This is a genomic window from Streptomyces xanthochromogenes (assembly GCF_014650455.1).
GTDB lineage: Bacteria > Actinomycetota > Actinomycetes > Streptomycetales > Streptomycetaceae > Streptomyces > Streptomyces xanthochromogenes.
This window is the reverse complement of sequence record NZ_BMUZ01000008.1, coordinates 299,622-315,920: the sequence shown is the minus strand read 5'-3', so window position 1 is coordinate 315,920 and position 16,299 is coordinate 299,622. Positions and strand designations below refer to the sequence as shown.

Annotated in this window: 14 protein-coding genes; 10 read left to right on the top strand and 4 right to left on the bottom strand. The window is 72.0% G+C overall.

Features of this window, described 5'->3' with window-relative positions; translation table 11 throughout:
• The first annotated feature begins 87 nt into the window (after positions 1 to 87).
• Complete coding sequence (locus IE267_RS22430; RefSeq protein ID WP_189764439.1) at positions 88 to 1,041, top strand: FG-GAP repeat domain-containing protein; 954 nt, start codon at positions 88 to 90, stop codon at positions 1,039 to 1,041.
• Positions 1,042 to 1,128: 87 nt separating this feature from the next.
• Here IE267_RS22430 and acnA read toward each other — a convergent pair whose 3' ends face one another.
• Complete coding sequence (gene acnA / locus IE267_RS22425) at positions 1,129 to 3,858, bottom strand: aconitate hydratase AcnA (RefSeq protein WP_161257301.1); 2,730 nt, start codon at positions 3,856 to 3,858, stop codon at positions 1,129 to 1,131.
• Positions 3,859 to 4,187: 329 nt separating this feature from the next.
• On the opposite strand from acnA, the gene IE267_RS22420 reads away from it, so the two are divergent.
• The 9 genes from IE267_RS22420 (at position 4,188) to IE267_RS22380 (ending at position 13,679) form a co-directional block, all read left to right on the top strand.
• The gene (locus IE267_RS22420; protein WP_167152740.1) at positions 4,188 to 5,174 is read left to right on the top strand and encodes an NAD-dependent epimerase/dehydratase family protein; all 987 of its coding nucleotides are present in this window, start codon (positions 4,188 to 4,190) and stop codon (positions 5,172 to 5,174) included.
• Between the two features lie 439 nt (positions 5,175 to 5,613).
• Positions 5,614 to 7,140, top strand: a complete 1,527-nt coding sequence (locus IE267_RS22415; RefSeq protein ID WP_161257295.1) for a helix-turn-helix domain-containing protein — start codon at positions 5,614 to 5,616, stop codon at positions 7,138 to 7,140.
• A 246-nt stretch (positions 7,141 to 7,386) separates the two neighbouring features.
• Positions 7,387 to 7,590: a hypothetical protein gene (locus IE267_RS22410; protein ID WP_189764438.1), complete on the top strand. Its 204-nt coding sequence runs from the start codon at positions 7,387 to 7,389 to the stop codon at positions 7,588 to 7,590.
• A 31-nt stretch (positions 7,591 to 7,621) separates the two neighbouring features.
• Positions 7,622 to 8,041 (top strand): DUF7919 family protein, encoded by a 420-nt coding sequence (locus tag IE267_RS22405; RefSeq protein ID WP_189764437.1) that lies wholly within the window; start codon positions 7,622 to 7,624, stop codon positions 8,039 to 8,041.
• A 366-nt stretch (positions 8,042 to 8,407) separates the two neighbouring features.
• Complete coding sequence (locus IE267_RS22400; protein WP_167152741.1) at positions 8,408 to 9,142, top strand: DUF2470 domain-containing protein; 735 nt, start codon at positions 8,408 to 8,410, stop codon at positions 9,140 to 9,142.
• Positions 9,143 to 9,362: 220 nt separating this feature from the next.
• A complete protein-coding gene (gene argC, locus IE267_RS22395) occupies positions 9,363 to 10,397 on the top strand; it encodes an N-acetyl-gamma-glutamyl-phosphate reductase (RefSeq protein ID WP_167152742.1) in 1,035 nt (344 codons plus the stop codon).
• Positions 10,394 to 11,545 carry a bifunctional glutamate N-acetyltransferase/amino-acid acetyltransferase ArgJ gene (argJ, locus tag IE267_RS22390; RefSeq protein WP_189764436.1) on the top strand — a complete coding sequence of 384 codons (1,152 nt, stop codon included), beginning with the start codon at positions 10,394 to 10,396 and terminating at the stop codon, positions 11,543 to 11,545. The genes argC and argJ overlap by 4 nt, the downstream gene beginning before the upstream one ends.
• A 44-nt stretch (positions 11,546 to 11,589) precedes the next feature.
• Complete coding sequence (gene argB / locus IE267_RS22385) at positions 11,590 to 12,480, top strand: acetylglutamate kinase (protein WP_373304582.1); 891 nt, start codon at positions 11,590 to 11,592, stop codon at positions 12,478 to 12,480.
• Positions 12,481 to 12,524: 44 nt separating this feature from the next.
• On the top strand, positions 12,525 to 13,679 hold the full coding sequence (locus IE267_RS22380) for an acetylornithine transaminase (RefSeq protein ID WP_189764483.1): 1,155 nt from the start codon (positions 12,525 to 12,527) through the stop codon (positions 13,677 to 13,679).
• A gap of 63 nt (positions 13,680 to 13,742) precedes the next feature.
• Here the strand turns inward: IE267_RS22380 and IE267_RS22375 are convergent, their stop codons facing one another.
• From IE267_RS22375 to IE267_RS22365, 3 genes are all read right to left on the bottom strand, one after another.
• On the bottom strand, positions 13,743 to 14,267 hold the full coding sequence (locus tag IE267_RS22375; RefSeq protein ID WP_373304580.1) for a GNAT family N-acetyltransferase: 525 nt from the start codon (positions 14,265 to 14,267) through the stop codon (positions 13,743 to 13,745).
• Between the two features lie 206 nt (positions 14,268 to 14,473).
• Positions 14,474 to 14,716: a hypothetical protein gene (locus tag IE267_RS22370; protein ID WP_189764434.1), complete on the bottom strand. Its 243-nt coding sequence runs from the start codon at positions 14,714 to 14,716 to the stop codon at positions 14,474 to 14,476.
• Positions 14,713 to 16,293, bottom strand: a complete 1,581-nt coding sequence (locus IE267_RS22365) for an amidohydrolase (RefSeq protein WP_189764433.1) — start codon at positions 16,291 to 16,293, stop codon at positions 14,713 to 14,715. Before IE267_RS22365 ends, IE267_RS22370 begins: the two co-directional genes overlap by 4 nt.
• Positions 16,294 to 16,299 lie beyond the last annotated feature (6 nt).

The following is a 16,299-nucleotide window of genomic DNA, read 5'->3' as shown; positions in this document are numbered from 1 at the left end:
GTGGAACTATCGCGGCGGGATGCTGGACGTTTCGTCAGTCTTCCGACATCCCGCCCGCGCCACTGTCACCGACACCAGGAGCGATACGTGGCCAGAATCAACAGCCGTAAGAGCGGCACGTCGTTGTCCCGATTCGCCGTGGCGGCGGTCGTCTCCGCACTCGTCGGCGTGAGCGCCGGGGCGGCATCGGCCGACACCGGGAGCGGGACCGGGACCGGGACCTGGGGGCACCTGCCGGCGGCCACGAAGCACGCGCCCACGGCCCGGAACGGGGCCGCGAAGGTCGCCGCCACTCCCACCAACGCCGCGAACCCGGTCTTCCCCCTGCTCGGGGTGGACAACGCCAACCAGGGCTGGCTGTACGGCCCGAACGGCACCGGCGGCCTGACCCCGCGCGAGGCGGTCGAGGGCAGCCTCGCGAACCTGGCCAACGACGCGTACGTCGACAACGACGCCGACGGGTACATCGACGGGGAATGGCAGTGGAGCCCCACCGGAGACCTGCACTTCTGGCCCGACGCCAACACCGACAAGCCGATCGGCGGCGGCTGGAACATCTACGACAAGGTGCTCTCCCCCGGCAACCTCGGCGGCGCCCAGGGCTACGACATCGTCGCGCGCGACGCGACGGGCGTGCTGTGGCTGTACCTCGGCTACGGCGACGGCACCGTGACCAGCCGCATCAAGGTGGGCGCCGGCTGGGACGCGTACACGCAACTCGCCGGCAAGGGCGACCTGGACGGTGACGGCAGGGCCGACATCGTGACCCGCGACACGTCCGGCGTGCTGTGGTTCTACAAGGGCACCGGCAACTACAACGCCCCCTTCGCGCCGCGCACCAGGATCGGTTCCGGCTGGAACATGTTCGACACGCTGGTCTCCAGCGGCGACGTCGACCTGGACGGGAAGACCGACCTCGTCGCCCGTGAGCCGAGCGGCAACCTGTGGCTGTACCGGGGCACCGGCAACGCGGCGGCGCCGTACCAGGCGCGGGTGCAGATCGGCTACGGCTACGACATCTACCGCCTGATGACGTCCTGACACTCGGGCACGCAAGCACACAAGCGGCAGGGCCGCACCTCCGTGAGGGAGGTGCGGCCCTGCCGTCGTTCCTGGTGCCGGTGCTGCCTAGTTGCGGATCAGGCTGCGCAGCACGTACTGCATGATGCCGCCGTTGCGGTAGTAGTCCGCCTCGCCGGGGGTGTCGATACGGACGACCGCGTCGAACTCGACGCCCGTGTCGGTGGTGACCTTGACGGTGCGCGGGGTGCTGCCGTCGTTCAGGACGGTCACGCCGGTGAAGGAGAAGGTCTCCTCGCCGGTGAGGCCGAGCGAGGCGGCGGTGGCGCCCTCCGGGAACTGCAGCGGCAGGACGCCCATGCCGATCAGGTTCGAGCGGTGGATGCGCTCGTAGGACTCGGCGATGACGGCCTTGACGCCGAGCAGCGCGGTGCCCTTGGCGGCCCAGTCGCGGGACGAGCCGGAGCCGTACTCCTTGCCCGCCAGGATGACCAGCGGGATGCCGGCGGCCTGGTAGTTCTGCGAGGCGTCGTAGATGAACGACACCGGCGCGTCGGCCTGCGTGAAGTCACGCGTGAAGCCGCCCTCGGTGCCCTCCGCGATCTGGTTGCGCAGACGGATGTTGGCGAAGGTGCCGCGGATCATGACCTCGTGGTTGCCACGGCGCGAGCCGTAGGAGTTGAAGTCACGACGCTCGACGCCGTGCTCCGTGAGGTACTTGCCGGCCGGGGTGTCGGCCTTGATCGCACCGGCCGGGGAGATGTGGTCGGTGGTGACCGAGTCGCCCAGCTTCGCCAGGACGCGGGCGCCCTCGATGTCGGAGACCGGGGTGGTCTCCATCGTCATGCCCTCGAAGTAGGGGGGCTTGCGGACGTAGGTGGACTCGGCGTCCCACTCGAAGGTGTTGCCGGTCGGGATCGGCAGCGACTGCCACTGCGCGTCACCCGCGAAGACGTCCTGGTAGGACTTGTTGAACATGTCCTCGCCGATGGCGTTGGCCACGACGTCGTTGACCTCGGCCTCGGTGGGCCAGATGTCCTTGAGGAAGACCGGGTTGCCCTCGGTGTCGGTGCCGATCGCCTCGGTGGTGATGTCGACCTTCATCGAACCGGCGATGGCGTACGCGACGACCAGCGGCGGGGACGCCAGGTAGTTCATCTTGACGTCGGGGTTGATCCGGCCCTCGAAGTTGCGGTTGCCGGAGAGCACCGAGGTGACCGCGAGGTCGTGCTCGTTGATCGCCTTCGAGATCTCCTCGTCCAGCGGACCGGAGTTGCCGATGCAGGTGGTGCAGCCGTACCCGACGAGGTTGAAGCCCATCTTGTCGAGGTACGGGGTGAGGCCGGCCTTGTCGAAGTAGTCGGTGACGACCTTCGAGCCCGGGGCGAGGGTCGTCTTGACCCACGGCTTGCGGGTCAGGCCCTTGTCCACGGCCTTCTTCGCGACGAGCGCCGCGGCGACCATCACGTACGGGTTCGAGGTGTTGGTGCACGAGGTGATCGCGGCGACGGTGACGGCGCCGTGGTCGATCTCGAAGGTGGTGCCGTCGGCGAGGGTGACCGGGGTCGGGCGGGTCGGCACGCCGTTGGTGGTGGCCGGGGCGTCGGAGGCCGGGAAGGACTCCTTGCCCGCCTCGTCGTCGTCCTCGACGTAGTTGCGCACGTCGAGCGCGAACTGCTGGGCGGCGTTGGCGAGCACGATGCGGTCCTGGGGGCGCTTCGGGCCGGCGATGGAGGGGACGACCGTGGAGAGGTCGAGCTCCAGCTTCTCGGAGAAGTCGGGCTCGGCGGCCGGGTCAAGCCAGAGGCCCTGCTCCTTGGCGTACGCCTCGACGAGGGCGACCTGCTGGGCGTCGCGACCGGTCAGGCGCAGGTACTTCAGCGTCTCGTCGTCGATCGGGAAGATCGCGGCGGTGGAGCCGAACTCCGGGGACATGTTGCCGATGGTGGCGCGGTTGGCGAGGCTCGTGGCCGCCACACCCTCGCCGTAGAACTCGACGAACTTGCCGACCACGCCGTGCTTGCGCAGCATCTCGGTGATCGTGAGGACGAGGTCGGTGGCGGTGGTGCCCGGGTTCAGCTCACCGGTCAGCTTGAAGCCGACGACGCGCGGGATGAGCATCGAGACCGGCTGGCCCAGCATCGCGGCCTCGGCCTCGATGCCGCCGACGCCCCAGCCGAGCACGCCGAGGCCGTTGACCATGGTGGTGTGCGAGTCGGTGCCGACCAGGGTGTCCGGGTAGGCCTGGCCGTTGCGGACCATGACCGTACGGGCCAGGTGCTCGATGTTGACCTGGTGGACGATGCCGGTGCCCGGGGGGACGACCTTGAAGTCGTCGAAGGCGGTCTGGCCCCAGCGCAGGAACTGGTAGCGCTCCTTGTTGCGGCCGTACTCCAGCTCCACGTTCTGCGCGAACGCGTCCTTGGTGCCGAACTTGTCGGCGATGACGGAGTGGTCGATGACCAGCTCGGCCGGGGAGAGCGGGTTGACCTTCGCCGGGTCGCCGCCGAGCTCCTTGACGGCCTCACGCATGGTGGCGAGGTCCACGACGCAGGGCACGCCGGTGAAGTCCTGCATGATCACGCGGGCCGGCGTGAACTGGATCTCCTCGCTGGGCTGGGCCTGGGAGTCCCAGTTGCCGAGCGACCGGATGTGGTCGGCGGTGATGTTCGCGCCGTCCTCGGTGCGGAGCAGGTTCTCCAGGAGAACCTTCAGGCTGTAAGGGAGGCGCGCGGAGCCCTCGACCTTGTCCAGCTTGAAGATCTCGTACGACTCGTCGCCCACGCTCAGCGTGGTGCGGGCGTCGAAGCTGTTCGCCGACACGACAGTCTCCTTCATAAGTGTGCGCGTTCCACCACAATCCTGCCGCCACGACATGTTGTCGATTCGCTGAGGTAAGGCTAAGTTAGGTAACCCTTACCGAGCGTCGGCTGCGGTGCGCCCCGGTAGATATCTCGATGTCGAGATAACTCTAGTACATGGCCGCCGATGGGTCATGCGCGGGCGCCGGTGCGCCCCCTCCGCCACGGGCCCCGGTGACCGGGGTCACGCACGCCGCTCCCCGGGCGGGGGCACCCCCACGCACGGGGTCCGCCCGTGCGCGCACGCCCCTACGCCCTGGGCGAAGCCCCATGGGCGGGCCCCGCGGCCCGTGTTTGGGTGGGCCGATGGAGATCTTGACACTGGGCGGAACGGCATGGGTGGGCCGCGAGTTCTCGCGGCAGGCACGGGCGCGCGGGCACCGGGTGACCTGTCTGGCGCGCGGCGAGAGCGGCGAGGTGGCCGAGGGCGCGACGCTGGTCGTCGCGGACCGGCGCGACCCGGCGGCGTACGACGGCGTGGCGGGCCGGGACTGGGACGCCGTGGTCGAGCTGTCGTGGCAGCCCGGCTTCGTCCGCTCCGCGCTGGCGGCGCTCGGCGGGCGGGCGGCGCACTGGACGTACGTCTCATCGGTCAGCGCGTACGCCTCGCACGGGCCGCTCGGCGCGGACGAAGCGGCCGAACTGCTCCCGGCGACCGAGCTGGACGAGGTCGAGCCCGCGCTGTTCGGGGCGGCCAAGGTGGCGTGCGAACAGGCCTCCGCGGCCGTACTGGGCGACCGGCTCCTCATCGCCCGGCCGGGGCTGATCGGCGGCCCCGGCGACCACACCGGCCGCTCGGGGTGCTGGGCCGCCCGCGCGGCCCGCGCGCCCGGGGCTCCGCTGCTCGTGCCGGCCTCTGCGGGCGTCGGGACCCAGTTCGTCGACGTACGGGACCTCGCGGCGTGGCTGCTCGACTGCGCCGAAAGGCGAACGACCGGCACGTTCGACGCGGTCGGCCCGGTCGTGCCGCTCGGGGAGTGGATCGCGCTGTCGCGGGAGATCGGCGGGCACTCCGGGCCGGTGGTGGAGGCCGACGACGAGTGGCTGATCGGGCAGAAGGTGACCCAGGCCATGGGCCCCGAGTCGCTCGCGCTGTGGGTGGCCGACCCGGACTGGGCCGGCTTCGGCGCCCGCAGCGGCGCCGCGGCCGGCGCGGCCGGTCTGCGACACCGGCCGCGGAGGCAGTTCCTGGAGGACACCCTGCGCTGGGAGCGGGAACAGGGCCTGGATCGCCCGCGCGGGGCCGGCCTGAGCGACGAGCGCGAACGCGAACTCCTGGAAGCACTGGGCTGAGAAAGCCCGGAGAAGGGGGCGGCCCGACCCGGGCACGCGAGGCCGCCTGCGGGGCACGGGGTTCACCCGAGCGGGGCACAGCCGCCTCCGGGCCGTGGCGCGGGGGTTCACGCAGGCGGGCGAGCCTCCGGGGCGCGGCACGAAGGTTCACGCAGGCGGGCAACGGCCGCCTCCGGGCCGTGGCACGGTGGTTCGCGCGGGCGGGAAACGGCCGCCTCCGGGGCGCGGCACGGGGGTTCACGCGGGCGGAGGTCGGCCGCTCCCGCACCTCGCCGCTCAACCCGCGACACGCCCGGCGCCCGAAATATCCTCATTCCCGGATGGACCCCCTCCGGTTGCCGCTCCGGTACGGAAGTCACAGGATCGGAACTGACGGTTCCTCACCCTGTTGGCTCCCCCGGGCGCGAGCGTCATCTCATATCTGAGATAACCTGCCCCTATGGCAGACGACTACCTCGTACGCATCGGCAAGCTCATCCGTGACGCCCGGCAGCACCGGGGCTGGACACAGACGCAGTTGGCCGAGGCTCTGGGCACCAGCCAGAGCGCCGTGAACCGCATCGAGCGGGGGAACCAGAACATCAGCCTTGAGATGATCGCGCGCATCGGGGAAGCGCTCGACAGCGAAATCGTCTCGCTCGGGTACTCCGGCCCCATGCACCTGCGGGTCGTGGGCGGCCGCCGCCTCTCGGGCTCGATCGACGTCAAGACGAGCAAGAACGCCTGTGTCGCGCTGCTCTGCGGCTCGCTGCTCAACAAGGGCCGTACCGTGCTGCGCCGGGTGGCCCGCATCGAAGAGGTCTACCGTCTCCTCGAAGTCCTCAACTCCATTGGTGTGCGCACCCGTTGGATCAACGAGGGCACCGACCTGGAGATCGTGCCGCCGGCCGAGCTCGACCTCGACGCGATGGACGCGGCGGCCGCCCGCCGCACCCGCTCCATCATCATGTTCCTCGGCCCGCTGCTGCACCGCATGGACCGCTTCCGGCTGCCCTACGCCGGCGGCTGCGACCTCGGCACGCGCACCATCGAGCCGCACATGATCGCGCTGCGCCGGTTCGGCCTGGACATCACGGCCACCGAGGGCATCTACCACGCCGAGGTGTCGCGCACCGCGCCCGACCGCCCGATCGTGCTGACCGAACGCGGCGACACCGTCACCGAGAACGCGCTGCTCGCCGCCGCCCGCAACGACGGCGTCACCGTCATCCGCAACGCCTCCTCCAACTACATGGTCCAGGACCTGTGCTTCTTCCTGGAGGCGCTCGGCGTCAAGGTCGAGGGCATCGGCACCACCACCCTGACCGTGCACGGCATGGCCGACATCGACGTCGACGTCGACTACTCGCCCTCCGAGGACCCGGTCGAGGCGATGAGCCTGCTCGCGGCGGCCGTCGTCACCGAGTCCGAGCTGACGATCCGCCGGGTGCCGGTGGAGTTCCTGGAGATCGAGCTCGCGGTCCTGGAGGAGATGGGCCTCGACCACGACCGCACCGCCGAGTACGCCGCCGACAACGGGCGCACCCGGCTGATCGACCTCACCGTGCGCCCCTCCAAGCTGGAGGCGCCCATCGACAAGATCCACCCGATGCCGTTCCCCGGCCTCAACATCGACAACGTGCCGTTCTTCGCGGCGATCGCGGCGGCGGCCCAGGGCAAGACGCTCATCCACGACTGGGTGTACGACAACCGCGCGATCTACCTCACGGACCTCAACCGCCTCGGCGGCCGCCTCCAACTCCTCGACCCGCACCGGGTCCTGGTGGAGGGCCCGACCCGCTGGCGCGCCGCCGAAATGATGTGCCCCCCGGCCCTGCGCCCGGCGGTGGTGGTCCTCCTCGCCATGATGGCCGCCGAAGGCACGTCCGTGCTCCGCAACGTGTACGTCATCAACCGCGGCTACGAGGACCTGGCCGAGCGCCTCAACTCGGTGGGCGCGCAGATCGAGATCTTCCGCGACATCTGACACCACGATGCCGCCGCACCCCGCCTGCACCGCTCTTCGGCGGGCCAGGGAGGGGTGCGGCGGCATCCCCGCTTCCGGGACGGCTCCCCCACGCGAGCACTCTCAGCGCTGCCCTCGTCCAGCGCGGCGATCACACCTGCCGCCGCCAGAGCGGGCTTCCGCACGTAGGAGTTGAAGTAGTTTCGGTTGATGGCCTTCCGCTCGCGTCCCGTCGCCAAGAGGCTGTAGGTCCTCGGCCGTCGGTGCTTGGCCTTCACCGGCATCTCGGCCGGAGTCGATGCGTTCCAGGGCAGCGTGACCGGCACCGGCGCGAACTGCTCCATGTGCACCGTGAAGCCCGGCGCCGACCTGGCAATGATGTCCGGCTCGATCACCGCGAGCAAGGACACTCTCCTCAGTGACGTACCTCCAGCCCACCATGGGGCCGGTCCACATCGCAATCTGCCGTGACCGCTGTGATCCTCTGCGCCAGGAAAGCATCATGACCTACTTCCCAGACCTCTCCCCCTACACCTACGAGCCGTCCGAGCGTGGGACGGTGAACGTTGGGTGGCTCTCCAGTCGGCACGAGTACCAGAAAGGGCTCGTGGCGGACGTCGTGGTGGACGCGCTGAAAGTCCTCTGCGCTCATCCCGAGAATCAGATGCGTGGCTACCACCGGTGCGATTTCTGCCAGGCGCTCGGACCCTCTGTTCCCGGAGGGGACAGAGGTCCGAAGGAGCTGTTCCTCGGCTCCGCCGAGGTGCACGTCGAGGGCACGGACGGGATTGTCTACGCGGCCCCCACTCTGGTGCTCCACTACATCATGGAGCACCAGTACTGCCCCCCTCGGGAGTTCTGCGAAGCGGCGGTCCACCAGGCCGGCCTAGGAGTGGACGACGAACTCACCGCGCCGGAATAGCGAATCCGGAAGATGCCCACCTTCCCGGGACAGGTGATCATCTTCGAGAACCCCGACCGCCCCAAGACGTCATCGCCCAAGCCCGCACCCACCGGTTCGGTCTACAAGAAGGTGACCGTGACGGCTTCTTCCCTGCCAAACGGGAGGGGCGATCAGGTCCGTGAGCGGTTGCGGTCACGAGCTGCGGCCACGGGACGACCTACGTGGGGACCATGGCCGACGTCCTCCCCCGCGCGAGCGCCCCGCATCCCTCCGCGCCCCTCCCCCAAGCACCGTCCCCCCTGGACGCACCACCCCATGAAAGTTAGGTTAGCCTTACCTGAGTTACGAGTTACGGGGCCTCGGCCCATGCCGTGAGGAGTTGCCGTGAGTGCTGCCGCAGATGCCGGGCCGACCGAGCCGACCGCCGCCGAGCGCGTCCGCTCCGTGCTGGCCCAGGCCGCTTCCCTGTCCCTCGTCACCCAGGCGCAGTGCTACGACCTGATCGGCATGCACGCGGTCGATGCGAGGGGCCGGATCTCCCTTCACCCCCCGGCGGACAGCCCGTTGACCGCCCACGTCGCCACCGCGCCGCGCGGCAGCCTCGCGGCGCTGCTCGACTTCACCGATGTCGCGGCGACCGCGATCCGTGACCGGGTGCGGGCGCGGGTGACGGTCTCCGGCTGGCTGACCCCTCAGCGGCCGGGCCGCATCGACGGGCGGCTTCGCCTCGACGCCGCGCGCGTGACGCTGCGCACTCCGGCGGGACCGGTCGAGGTCGGGCTCGACGAGGTCGCCCTCGCCCAACCCGATCCGCTCGCCGTCGAGGAGGCCGACATGCTGACGCATCTCGCCGACGCCCACGAGGACTTGGTGTCCGAGCTGGTGGTCCGCGCCGGGGCACACCTGCCGTCCGGCGTCCTGCGCGCGGCCCCCTTCGCCCTGGACCGCCACGGCATCACCGTGCGCTGCGAATACCGCCGGGGCCACTGCGACCTGCGCTTCCCCTTCCCGGCCCCGGCCCACGACCCGGCGGAGGCCGGCGAGCAGGTCCGACGGCTCCTCACGGCTCCCCCGTGCGCCCGGCCCCGCCCGTCCTCGGCGCGGAGCCGGGCCACCTGACCCGGCGCCGGCGCCCGCGAGCGACCGGGCTCGCGGTGTCCGGCCCCTCGACACCGCCAAGGCCGTCGCACGGGGGCCCGACGCGCGGTGGGCCGGATGAACCGTTGCCCCCTCCGATGGGCCGTACAGGCATGCCGTATTAGGTTAGGCTTGGCTAAGTTATGCGGGTGGGCTGCCGCTGCCGCGCTCCTGCGTCCGCGAACACAGAGAATGGAAGAACATGACCGTACGGGTCGCGGTGGCCGGTGCCAGCGGCTACGCGGGCGGGGAACTGCTCCGCCTGCTGGCTTCGCACCCCGGGGCGGAGGTCGGCGCGGTGACCGCCCACTCCAGCGCGGGCCGCCGACTCGGCTCCGTACAGCCGCAGTTGGCGGAATTCGCCGAGCGGCTCCTGCTGGACACCTCCGCGGACTCCCTGCGCGGCCACGACGTGGTGTTCCTGGCTCTCCCCCACGGTCAATCCGGCGCCCTGGCGGCGGAGTTGGACCCCGGCACGCTCGTGGTGGACTGCGGCGCCGATTTCCGGCTGCGCGACCCGGCCGCGTGGGAACGGTTCTACGGCTCGCCACACGCCGGGACGTGGCCGTACGGTCTTCCCGAACTGCCGGGGGCACGGGCCGAGTTGAAGGGAACCTCCCGCATCGCGGTGCCGGGCTGTTACCCCACCGCGGCCACCCTCGCGCTGTTCCCCGCCCACGCGGCCGCCCTGGTCGAACCGGAGGCCGTCATCGTCGCCGCCAGCGGGACCTCGGGCGCCGGGCGCTCGCCCGCACCGCACCTCCTCGGCTCCGAGGTGATGGGGTCCATGAGCCCGTACGGTGTCGGCGGCGGCCACCGGCACACCCCGGAGCTGGTCCAGAACCTGTCGCTCGCGGCGGGCGAACACGTGACGGTGTCCTTCACCCCGACCCTGGCGCCCATGCCCCGGGGCATCCTCGCCACCTGCTCGGCCCGGCTGCGCCCGGGAGTCGCCTGCCGGGAGGACGAGGTGCGCGAGGTGTTCGAGGCCGCGTACGCCGACGAGCCGTTCGTACGGCTGCTGCCGCCGGGCCAATGGCCGTCCACCGCCGCCGTCCTCGGCTCGAACAGCGCCCAGGTGCAGATCGCCGTGGACCCCGACGCCCGCAGGCTGATCTGCGTGAGCGCCATCGACAACCTGACGAAGGGCACCGCGGGTGGCGCGGTGCAGAGCATGAACATCGCCCTCGGCCTGCCGGAACGGCTCGGCCTGCCCACGAATGGAGTGGCCCCGTGAGTGTGACCGCCGCCCAGGGATTCCTCGCCGGCGGAGTGAGCGCCGGCCTCAAGGAGTCCGGCGACCTCGACCTCGCCCTGGTCGTGAACCGGGGGCCGTCCCGCGCCGCCGCCGGTGTCTTCACCTCCAACCGCGTACAGGCCGCGCCCGTGCGCTGGTCCCGCCGCGTGCTCGCCGACGGGCGGATATCCGCCGTCGTCCTCAACTCCGGTGGCGCCAACGCCTGTACGGGACCGGGCGGCGCCGACGACACCCGGCTGACGGCCGAACGGACGGCCCGGGCCGTGGGCGTCGGCCCCGACGAGGTCGCGGTGTGCTCCACGGGCCTGATCGGGGTGCGGCTGCCGATGGACCGGCTGACGGCCGGCATCGACGCCGTCGCGGACCGGCTCTCGGCCGACGGCGGCGAGGCCGCGGCCGTCGCCATCAAGACGACGGACTCCGTCCACAAGACCGCGGTGGCCGATGGCGACGGCTGGACGGTGGGCGGCATGGCGAAGGGCGCGGGCATGCTCGCCCCGGGCCTGGCCACCATGCTGGTCGTGCTGACCACGGACGCCGAGACGAGCGCCGAAGTCCTGGACACGGCGCTGCGCGAGGCGGTGCGCACCACCTTCGACCGGGTGGACTCGGACGGCTGCATGTCCACGAACGACACCGTGCTGCTGCTCGCCTCGGGTTCGTCGGGCGTGGCGCCCGAGCCCGCGGTGCTCACCGCGGCCGTGCACGCCGTGTGCCAGGACCTGGCCCGCCAGTTGGTGGCGGACGCGGAGGGCGCGTCCAAGGAGATCGAGGTGACGGTCCTCGGAGCGGCCTCGGAGGCGGACGCCGTCGAGGTGGGCCGCTCGGTGGCCCGCAACAACCTCCTCAAGTGCGCGCTGCACGGCGAAGACCCCAACTGGGGACGGGTGTTGTCCGCCATCGGCACCACGACGGCCGTCTTCGACCCGGACCGCCTCGATGTGGCGATCAACGGCGTGTGGGTGTGCCGGGACGGCGCCGAGGGCGAGTCCCGCGACAAGGTCGACCTGACGGGCCGTCACATCCAGGTCACCGTGGACCTGCGCTCGGGCGGCTCATCGGCCACCGTCTGGACCAACGACCTGACGGCCGAGTACGTCCACGAGAACAGCGCGTACAGCTCGTGAGCGGGGCGGGGACGGCGGAGCCGAGGACACCGGCCGCGGCGCCGGTGCCGGACGCGTCGGACGTGGCGTGGCCGGAGGAGCTCCAGGGCCGCACGGTCGTCGTCAAGTTCGGCGGCAACGCCATGGTGGACCCGGCGCTGCACCGGACGTTCGCCCAGGACGTGGTGGAGCTGTGGCACGCGGGCCTTCGCCCCGTCGTCGTGCACGGCGGCGGGCCCCAGATCAGCGCCCTGCTCGACCGGCTCGGCCTGGAGGTGCGCTTCGAGGCCGGGCTGCGGGTGACCACGCCGGAGACGATGGACGTCGTCCGCATGGTGCTCACCGGCCGCGTCCAGCGGGAGCTGGTCGGGGCCATCAACGCCCACGGGCCGTTCGCCGTGGGCCTGTCGGGCGAGGACGCACACACCATGACAGCCGTGCGCCGGGCCGCCGTGGTGGACGGCCGGCCGGTGGACATCGGCCTGGTCGGCGACATCGTGGCTGTGGATGCCGCCACGATCAGCACGCTCCTGGAGCAGGGCCGCATCCCCGTGGTCTCCCCCGTCGCCCGCGGCGAGGACGGACAGGTCTACAACGTCAACGCCGACCTGGCGGCCTCGGCCCTCGCCGTGGCCCTCGGAGCGGACCGTCTGATGGTCATGACCGACGTCGAGGGCCTGTACGCCGACTGGCCGCGCAGCACCGACGTCATCGGCCGGCTCAACGTAAGTGAACTGGGCGCGCTTCTACCGGAGTTGGCGAGCGGGATGCTGCCCAAGATGGAGGGCTGCCTGCGCGCGGTCCGGGCCGGGGTCGGGCGGGCACAGGTCCTCGACGGCCGAGTGCCGCACGCGCTGCTGCGCGGCCTGTTCGCCGAGGACGCACCCGGCACCACGGTGGTGCCGGACGAGGAACCCGGGTCCGAGGGGCCCGGCGACAAGGAGGACGGCGCGTGACCGCCGACAGCACGACCGGGCTCACCGACCGCTGGCGCACGGTGATGATGGACAACTACGGCACGCCCCCACTGGCCCTGGTCAGGGGCGAGGGCAGCACGGTGTGGGACGAAGCGGGCCGCGCCTACACGGACTTCACCGGCGGGATCGCCGTCAACGCCCTCGGCCACGCCCACCCGGACCTGCTCGCGGCCGTCGCGGACCAGGCCGCCCGGCTCGGGCACGTGTCGAACCTGTTCGTCTCGGAGCCGCCCGTCGCACTGGCGGAACGCCTTGTGGCCCTCCTCGGCAGGCCCGGCCGGGTGTTCTTCTCGAACTCGGGCGCCGAGGCCGTCGAGGCCGCCTTCAAGATCGCCCGGCGGACCGGGCGGTCCCACCTCGTCGCGGCCGAAGGCGGCTTCCACGGCCGCACGATGGGGGCGCTCGCCCTCACCGGCCAGCCGGCCAAACAGGCCCCGTTCGCACCCCTTCCCCCGGAGGTCACCCACGTTCCCTACGGTGACCCGGAGGCGCTGCGCGCGGCCGTGACGGAACGCACCGCGGCGGTCGTCCTCGAACCCCTCCAGGGCGAGGCGGGCGTCGTCCCGGCCCCCGCGGGCTATCTGCGGGCCGCTCGCGAGATCACCCGGGCCACCGGCACCCTGCTCGTGATCGACGAGGTGCAGACCGGCATCGGCCGCACGGGACACTGGTTCGCGCACCGGGCGGAGCCGGACGTGGAGCCCGATGTGATCACCCTCGCCAAGGGGCTCGGCGGTGGCCTGCCGATCGGCGCCACGGTCGCCTTCGGCGCGGCCGCCGAGCTGCTGACCCCCGGTCAGCACGGCTCCACGTTCGGCGGCAACCCCCTCGCGTGCGCGGCCGCGCTCGCCGTTCTGGAAGCCATCGAGAAGGAGGGGCTGCTCCCCCATGTCACGCGGGTGGGCGGGCGGCTCCGGGACGGCATCGAGAATCTGGGGCACCCGCTGGTCCGCGAAGTGCGCGGCGCGGGACTGCTCCTGGGCATCGCGCTCGGCGAGCCGGTCGCCGCTCGGGTCCAACGGGCCGCGCAGGACGCCGGGTTCCTTGTGAACGCGGCCGGGCCCGGAGTCGTCCGGCTGGCGCCCGCCCTCAATGTGCCCGAGGAGCGCGCCGACGCCCTGGTGGCGGCGCTGCCCGCGATCCTCGACGCCGCGTACGGGACGGCAGACGCGGCCTGAACTCGCCCTGACGCGGAGCCTGTTCAGGGGCGGGTCCCTCACGGGGCCCGCCCCTTCGGCGTGCTACAGGGTGCGCGCCAGTACGCGTGCGTTGCGGTCGGGGTCCAGGGTGCGCGCCCAGGCGGCCGGGGCCAGGTCCGGGCGGGTGGGGACGAAGCCGTGGCCGAGGAAGAGCCGGCCGCTTCCGGTCGTCGCGGTGAACAGCATCGTCAGAGCGCGGCCGCGCGCCCGGGCGAACGCCGCCTGCAGGAGGCGGCCGCCCATGCCCGAGCCCTGCCGGTGGGCGGCGACGCAGAAGTTGTAGAGCACGCCGTCCGCGGCGTGTTCGCTCAGCCCGAGGCTCCCTTCGAGGGTTCCGTCGGGGGCCTGGGCGACCAGGAAGTCGGACGCCCGGGAGAGGTACGCGGCGAGGGGGCGCTCGCGCAACGCGCCCGCGCGGGCGAACGGCCGGGAGAGGGCGGCGAGCGCGGGCCCGTCGTCCTCGTGCGCCGGGCGCACCAGGAAATCGGGGGCTCCGCGCCAACGGACGGCGGGGGCTCGGGGCGGCAGCGCGGCGAGGGCGGCAGGGGGCAGCGCGGCCGTGGTCAAGGCGTTCCTTCCTCGGGTCGCCGTTCGCGGGCGCGGGGAAGTGCCGGACGGAGTCCGGGTGGCGGCGTACCGCCGGCCCCTGCGGAACGGTATAAGTAAGGGTAGCCTTACCTGACTTTATGGATCAACTCGACCGTGCGATCCGGCACGCGCAGAAGTGACGGTGCGTCAGCATGCGACCCCCTCACGGAAGGCCGCATCCCCGACTACCCGCACGGACGGCCGGGGTAGACGTCGGTCTCCGGGATTCCGGCCGCGCGCATCCGGCCCAGCACCTCGCCCAGGACCACGTCGTCCAGGTCGAAGTCCACGTCGAGCGGCATGTTGAACTCCCGGTCGAAGACGAGGGATTCACCCCCGGGCCGGTGCCAGATCACCCAGCGCGCCGGGACGGCGGGCTCCGCCCACAGCGGGGCGAGACGTTCCAGGATGTCCGTCCGGCTGCTCACAGTTGCCCCGCCTCCGTCGCTTCCCGTCCGTCGACGAAGGTGGCCACGATCTCGATGCCGCCGATCCGGGACACGTCGACGCGCCGCGGGTCGTCCCCCAGGACGACCAGGTCGGCCCGCTTCCCCGGGGCGAGGCTTCCGGCGCTGCCGTCCCACCGGCAGGCATGGGCGCCGGCGACCGTGTAGGCGTGGAGCGCCTCTTCGACGGTGACCGCCTCCGCGGGGCCGACCGACAGGCCCGAGGCGGAGGCGCGCTCGACCATGAACTGGACGGCCCGCAGCGGCGCGCCGTCCGTGACGGGCCGGTCCGAACTGCCGACGAGCCCCACCCCGTGGTCCAGGAAGCTCCGGCCCCGGTACATCCAGGGCGTCCGTTCCGGTCCCATCACGCGCGCGTAGTCGTCCCCGAAGGAGTACAGGAACGTCGGCTGGACGACCGCGCTGAGGCCGAGGCGCGCGAAGCGCGGCAGCTGATCGGGGCGGATCAGCCCGGCGTGCTCGATCCGGTGCCGCGCGTCCGGCCGGGGCCGCAGCCGCTGCGCCCGCTCCACCGCGTCGAGCGCGAGGTCGGCCGCGCGGTCGCCGATGGCGTGGACGGCGAGCTGCCAGCCGGCCAGATGGCCGTCCACGATGAGCCGGCCCAGGCGTTCGGGGTCGTCCTGCAACTGGCCGGTGTGGTCCATGCCCGTGTACGGGGCGGTGAGCGCGGCCGTGCGGGCCATCATGCCGCCGTCGGTGTAGATCTTGAGCGCTCCGAGCGACAGCCACTCGTCCCCGAACCCGGTGCGCATCCCCAGGTCCAGGGCGCGCGGAAGTCCGTCCCGCACGTGCGCGTCGCGCGGGCGCAGCGTGTCCGCGGCCGCCATGAGCTGGACGCGCAGGGGCAACCTTCCCTGTTCGCGCAGTAGTTGATAGGCGCCGAGCTCCACCGGGCTGTGGCCGAGCAGGCCGCCCCCGATGCCCGCCTCGGCGACGGCGGTCACCCCTTCGGCGAGGCAGGTCCGGGCCGCCCGTTCGACGGCGTCGGCGATGTCGGCCTGGGAGTAGGGCAGTCGGAGCCGTCTGGCGGCGACCATGGCGCCCTCCGCCAGGAAGCCGTCCTGGTGCGGTACGCCGGCGGGGAGCAGGCGCAGGACCGCGCTGTTGACGACGCAGCCGTGGCCCGAGTCGTGCATCAGGAACACCTTGCGGCCGTGACTGGCCGCGTCGAGTTCGGCGGCCGTCACATGGCGGCCCAGGACCCGCTGGTCGTAGCCCATCACGTCCACCCAGTCGCCGGGCGCCCCGGTGCGCGAGGCCGCCTCCGCGATGACGGCGAGCACCTCGTCGGCCCGTTCGCACGCGGCCACGCTCGGGGCGTTGTGCTTCAACCCGGCCCACGCCAGGTGGACATGGCTGTCGATGAACCCGGGCAGCACGGTGGCGCCGCGCAGGTCGACGACCTCGCGGGCGGGCAGCGAGGTCACGGCCTCGTCCAGGCCCACGATGCGGCCCCGCCAGATCCCCAGGTCGCGGGCGACCGGATGGCCGGGGTCCATGGTGAGGATGTTCGCGTTCGTCAGCCTCGTGCACAGCATGCGAAG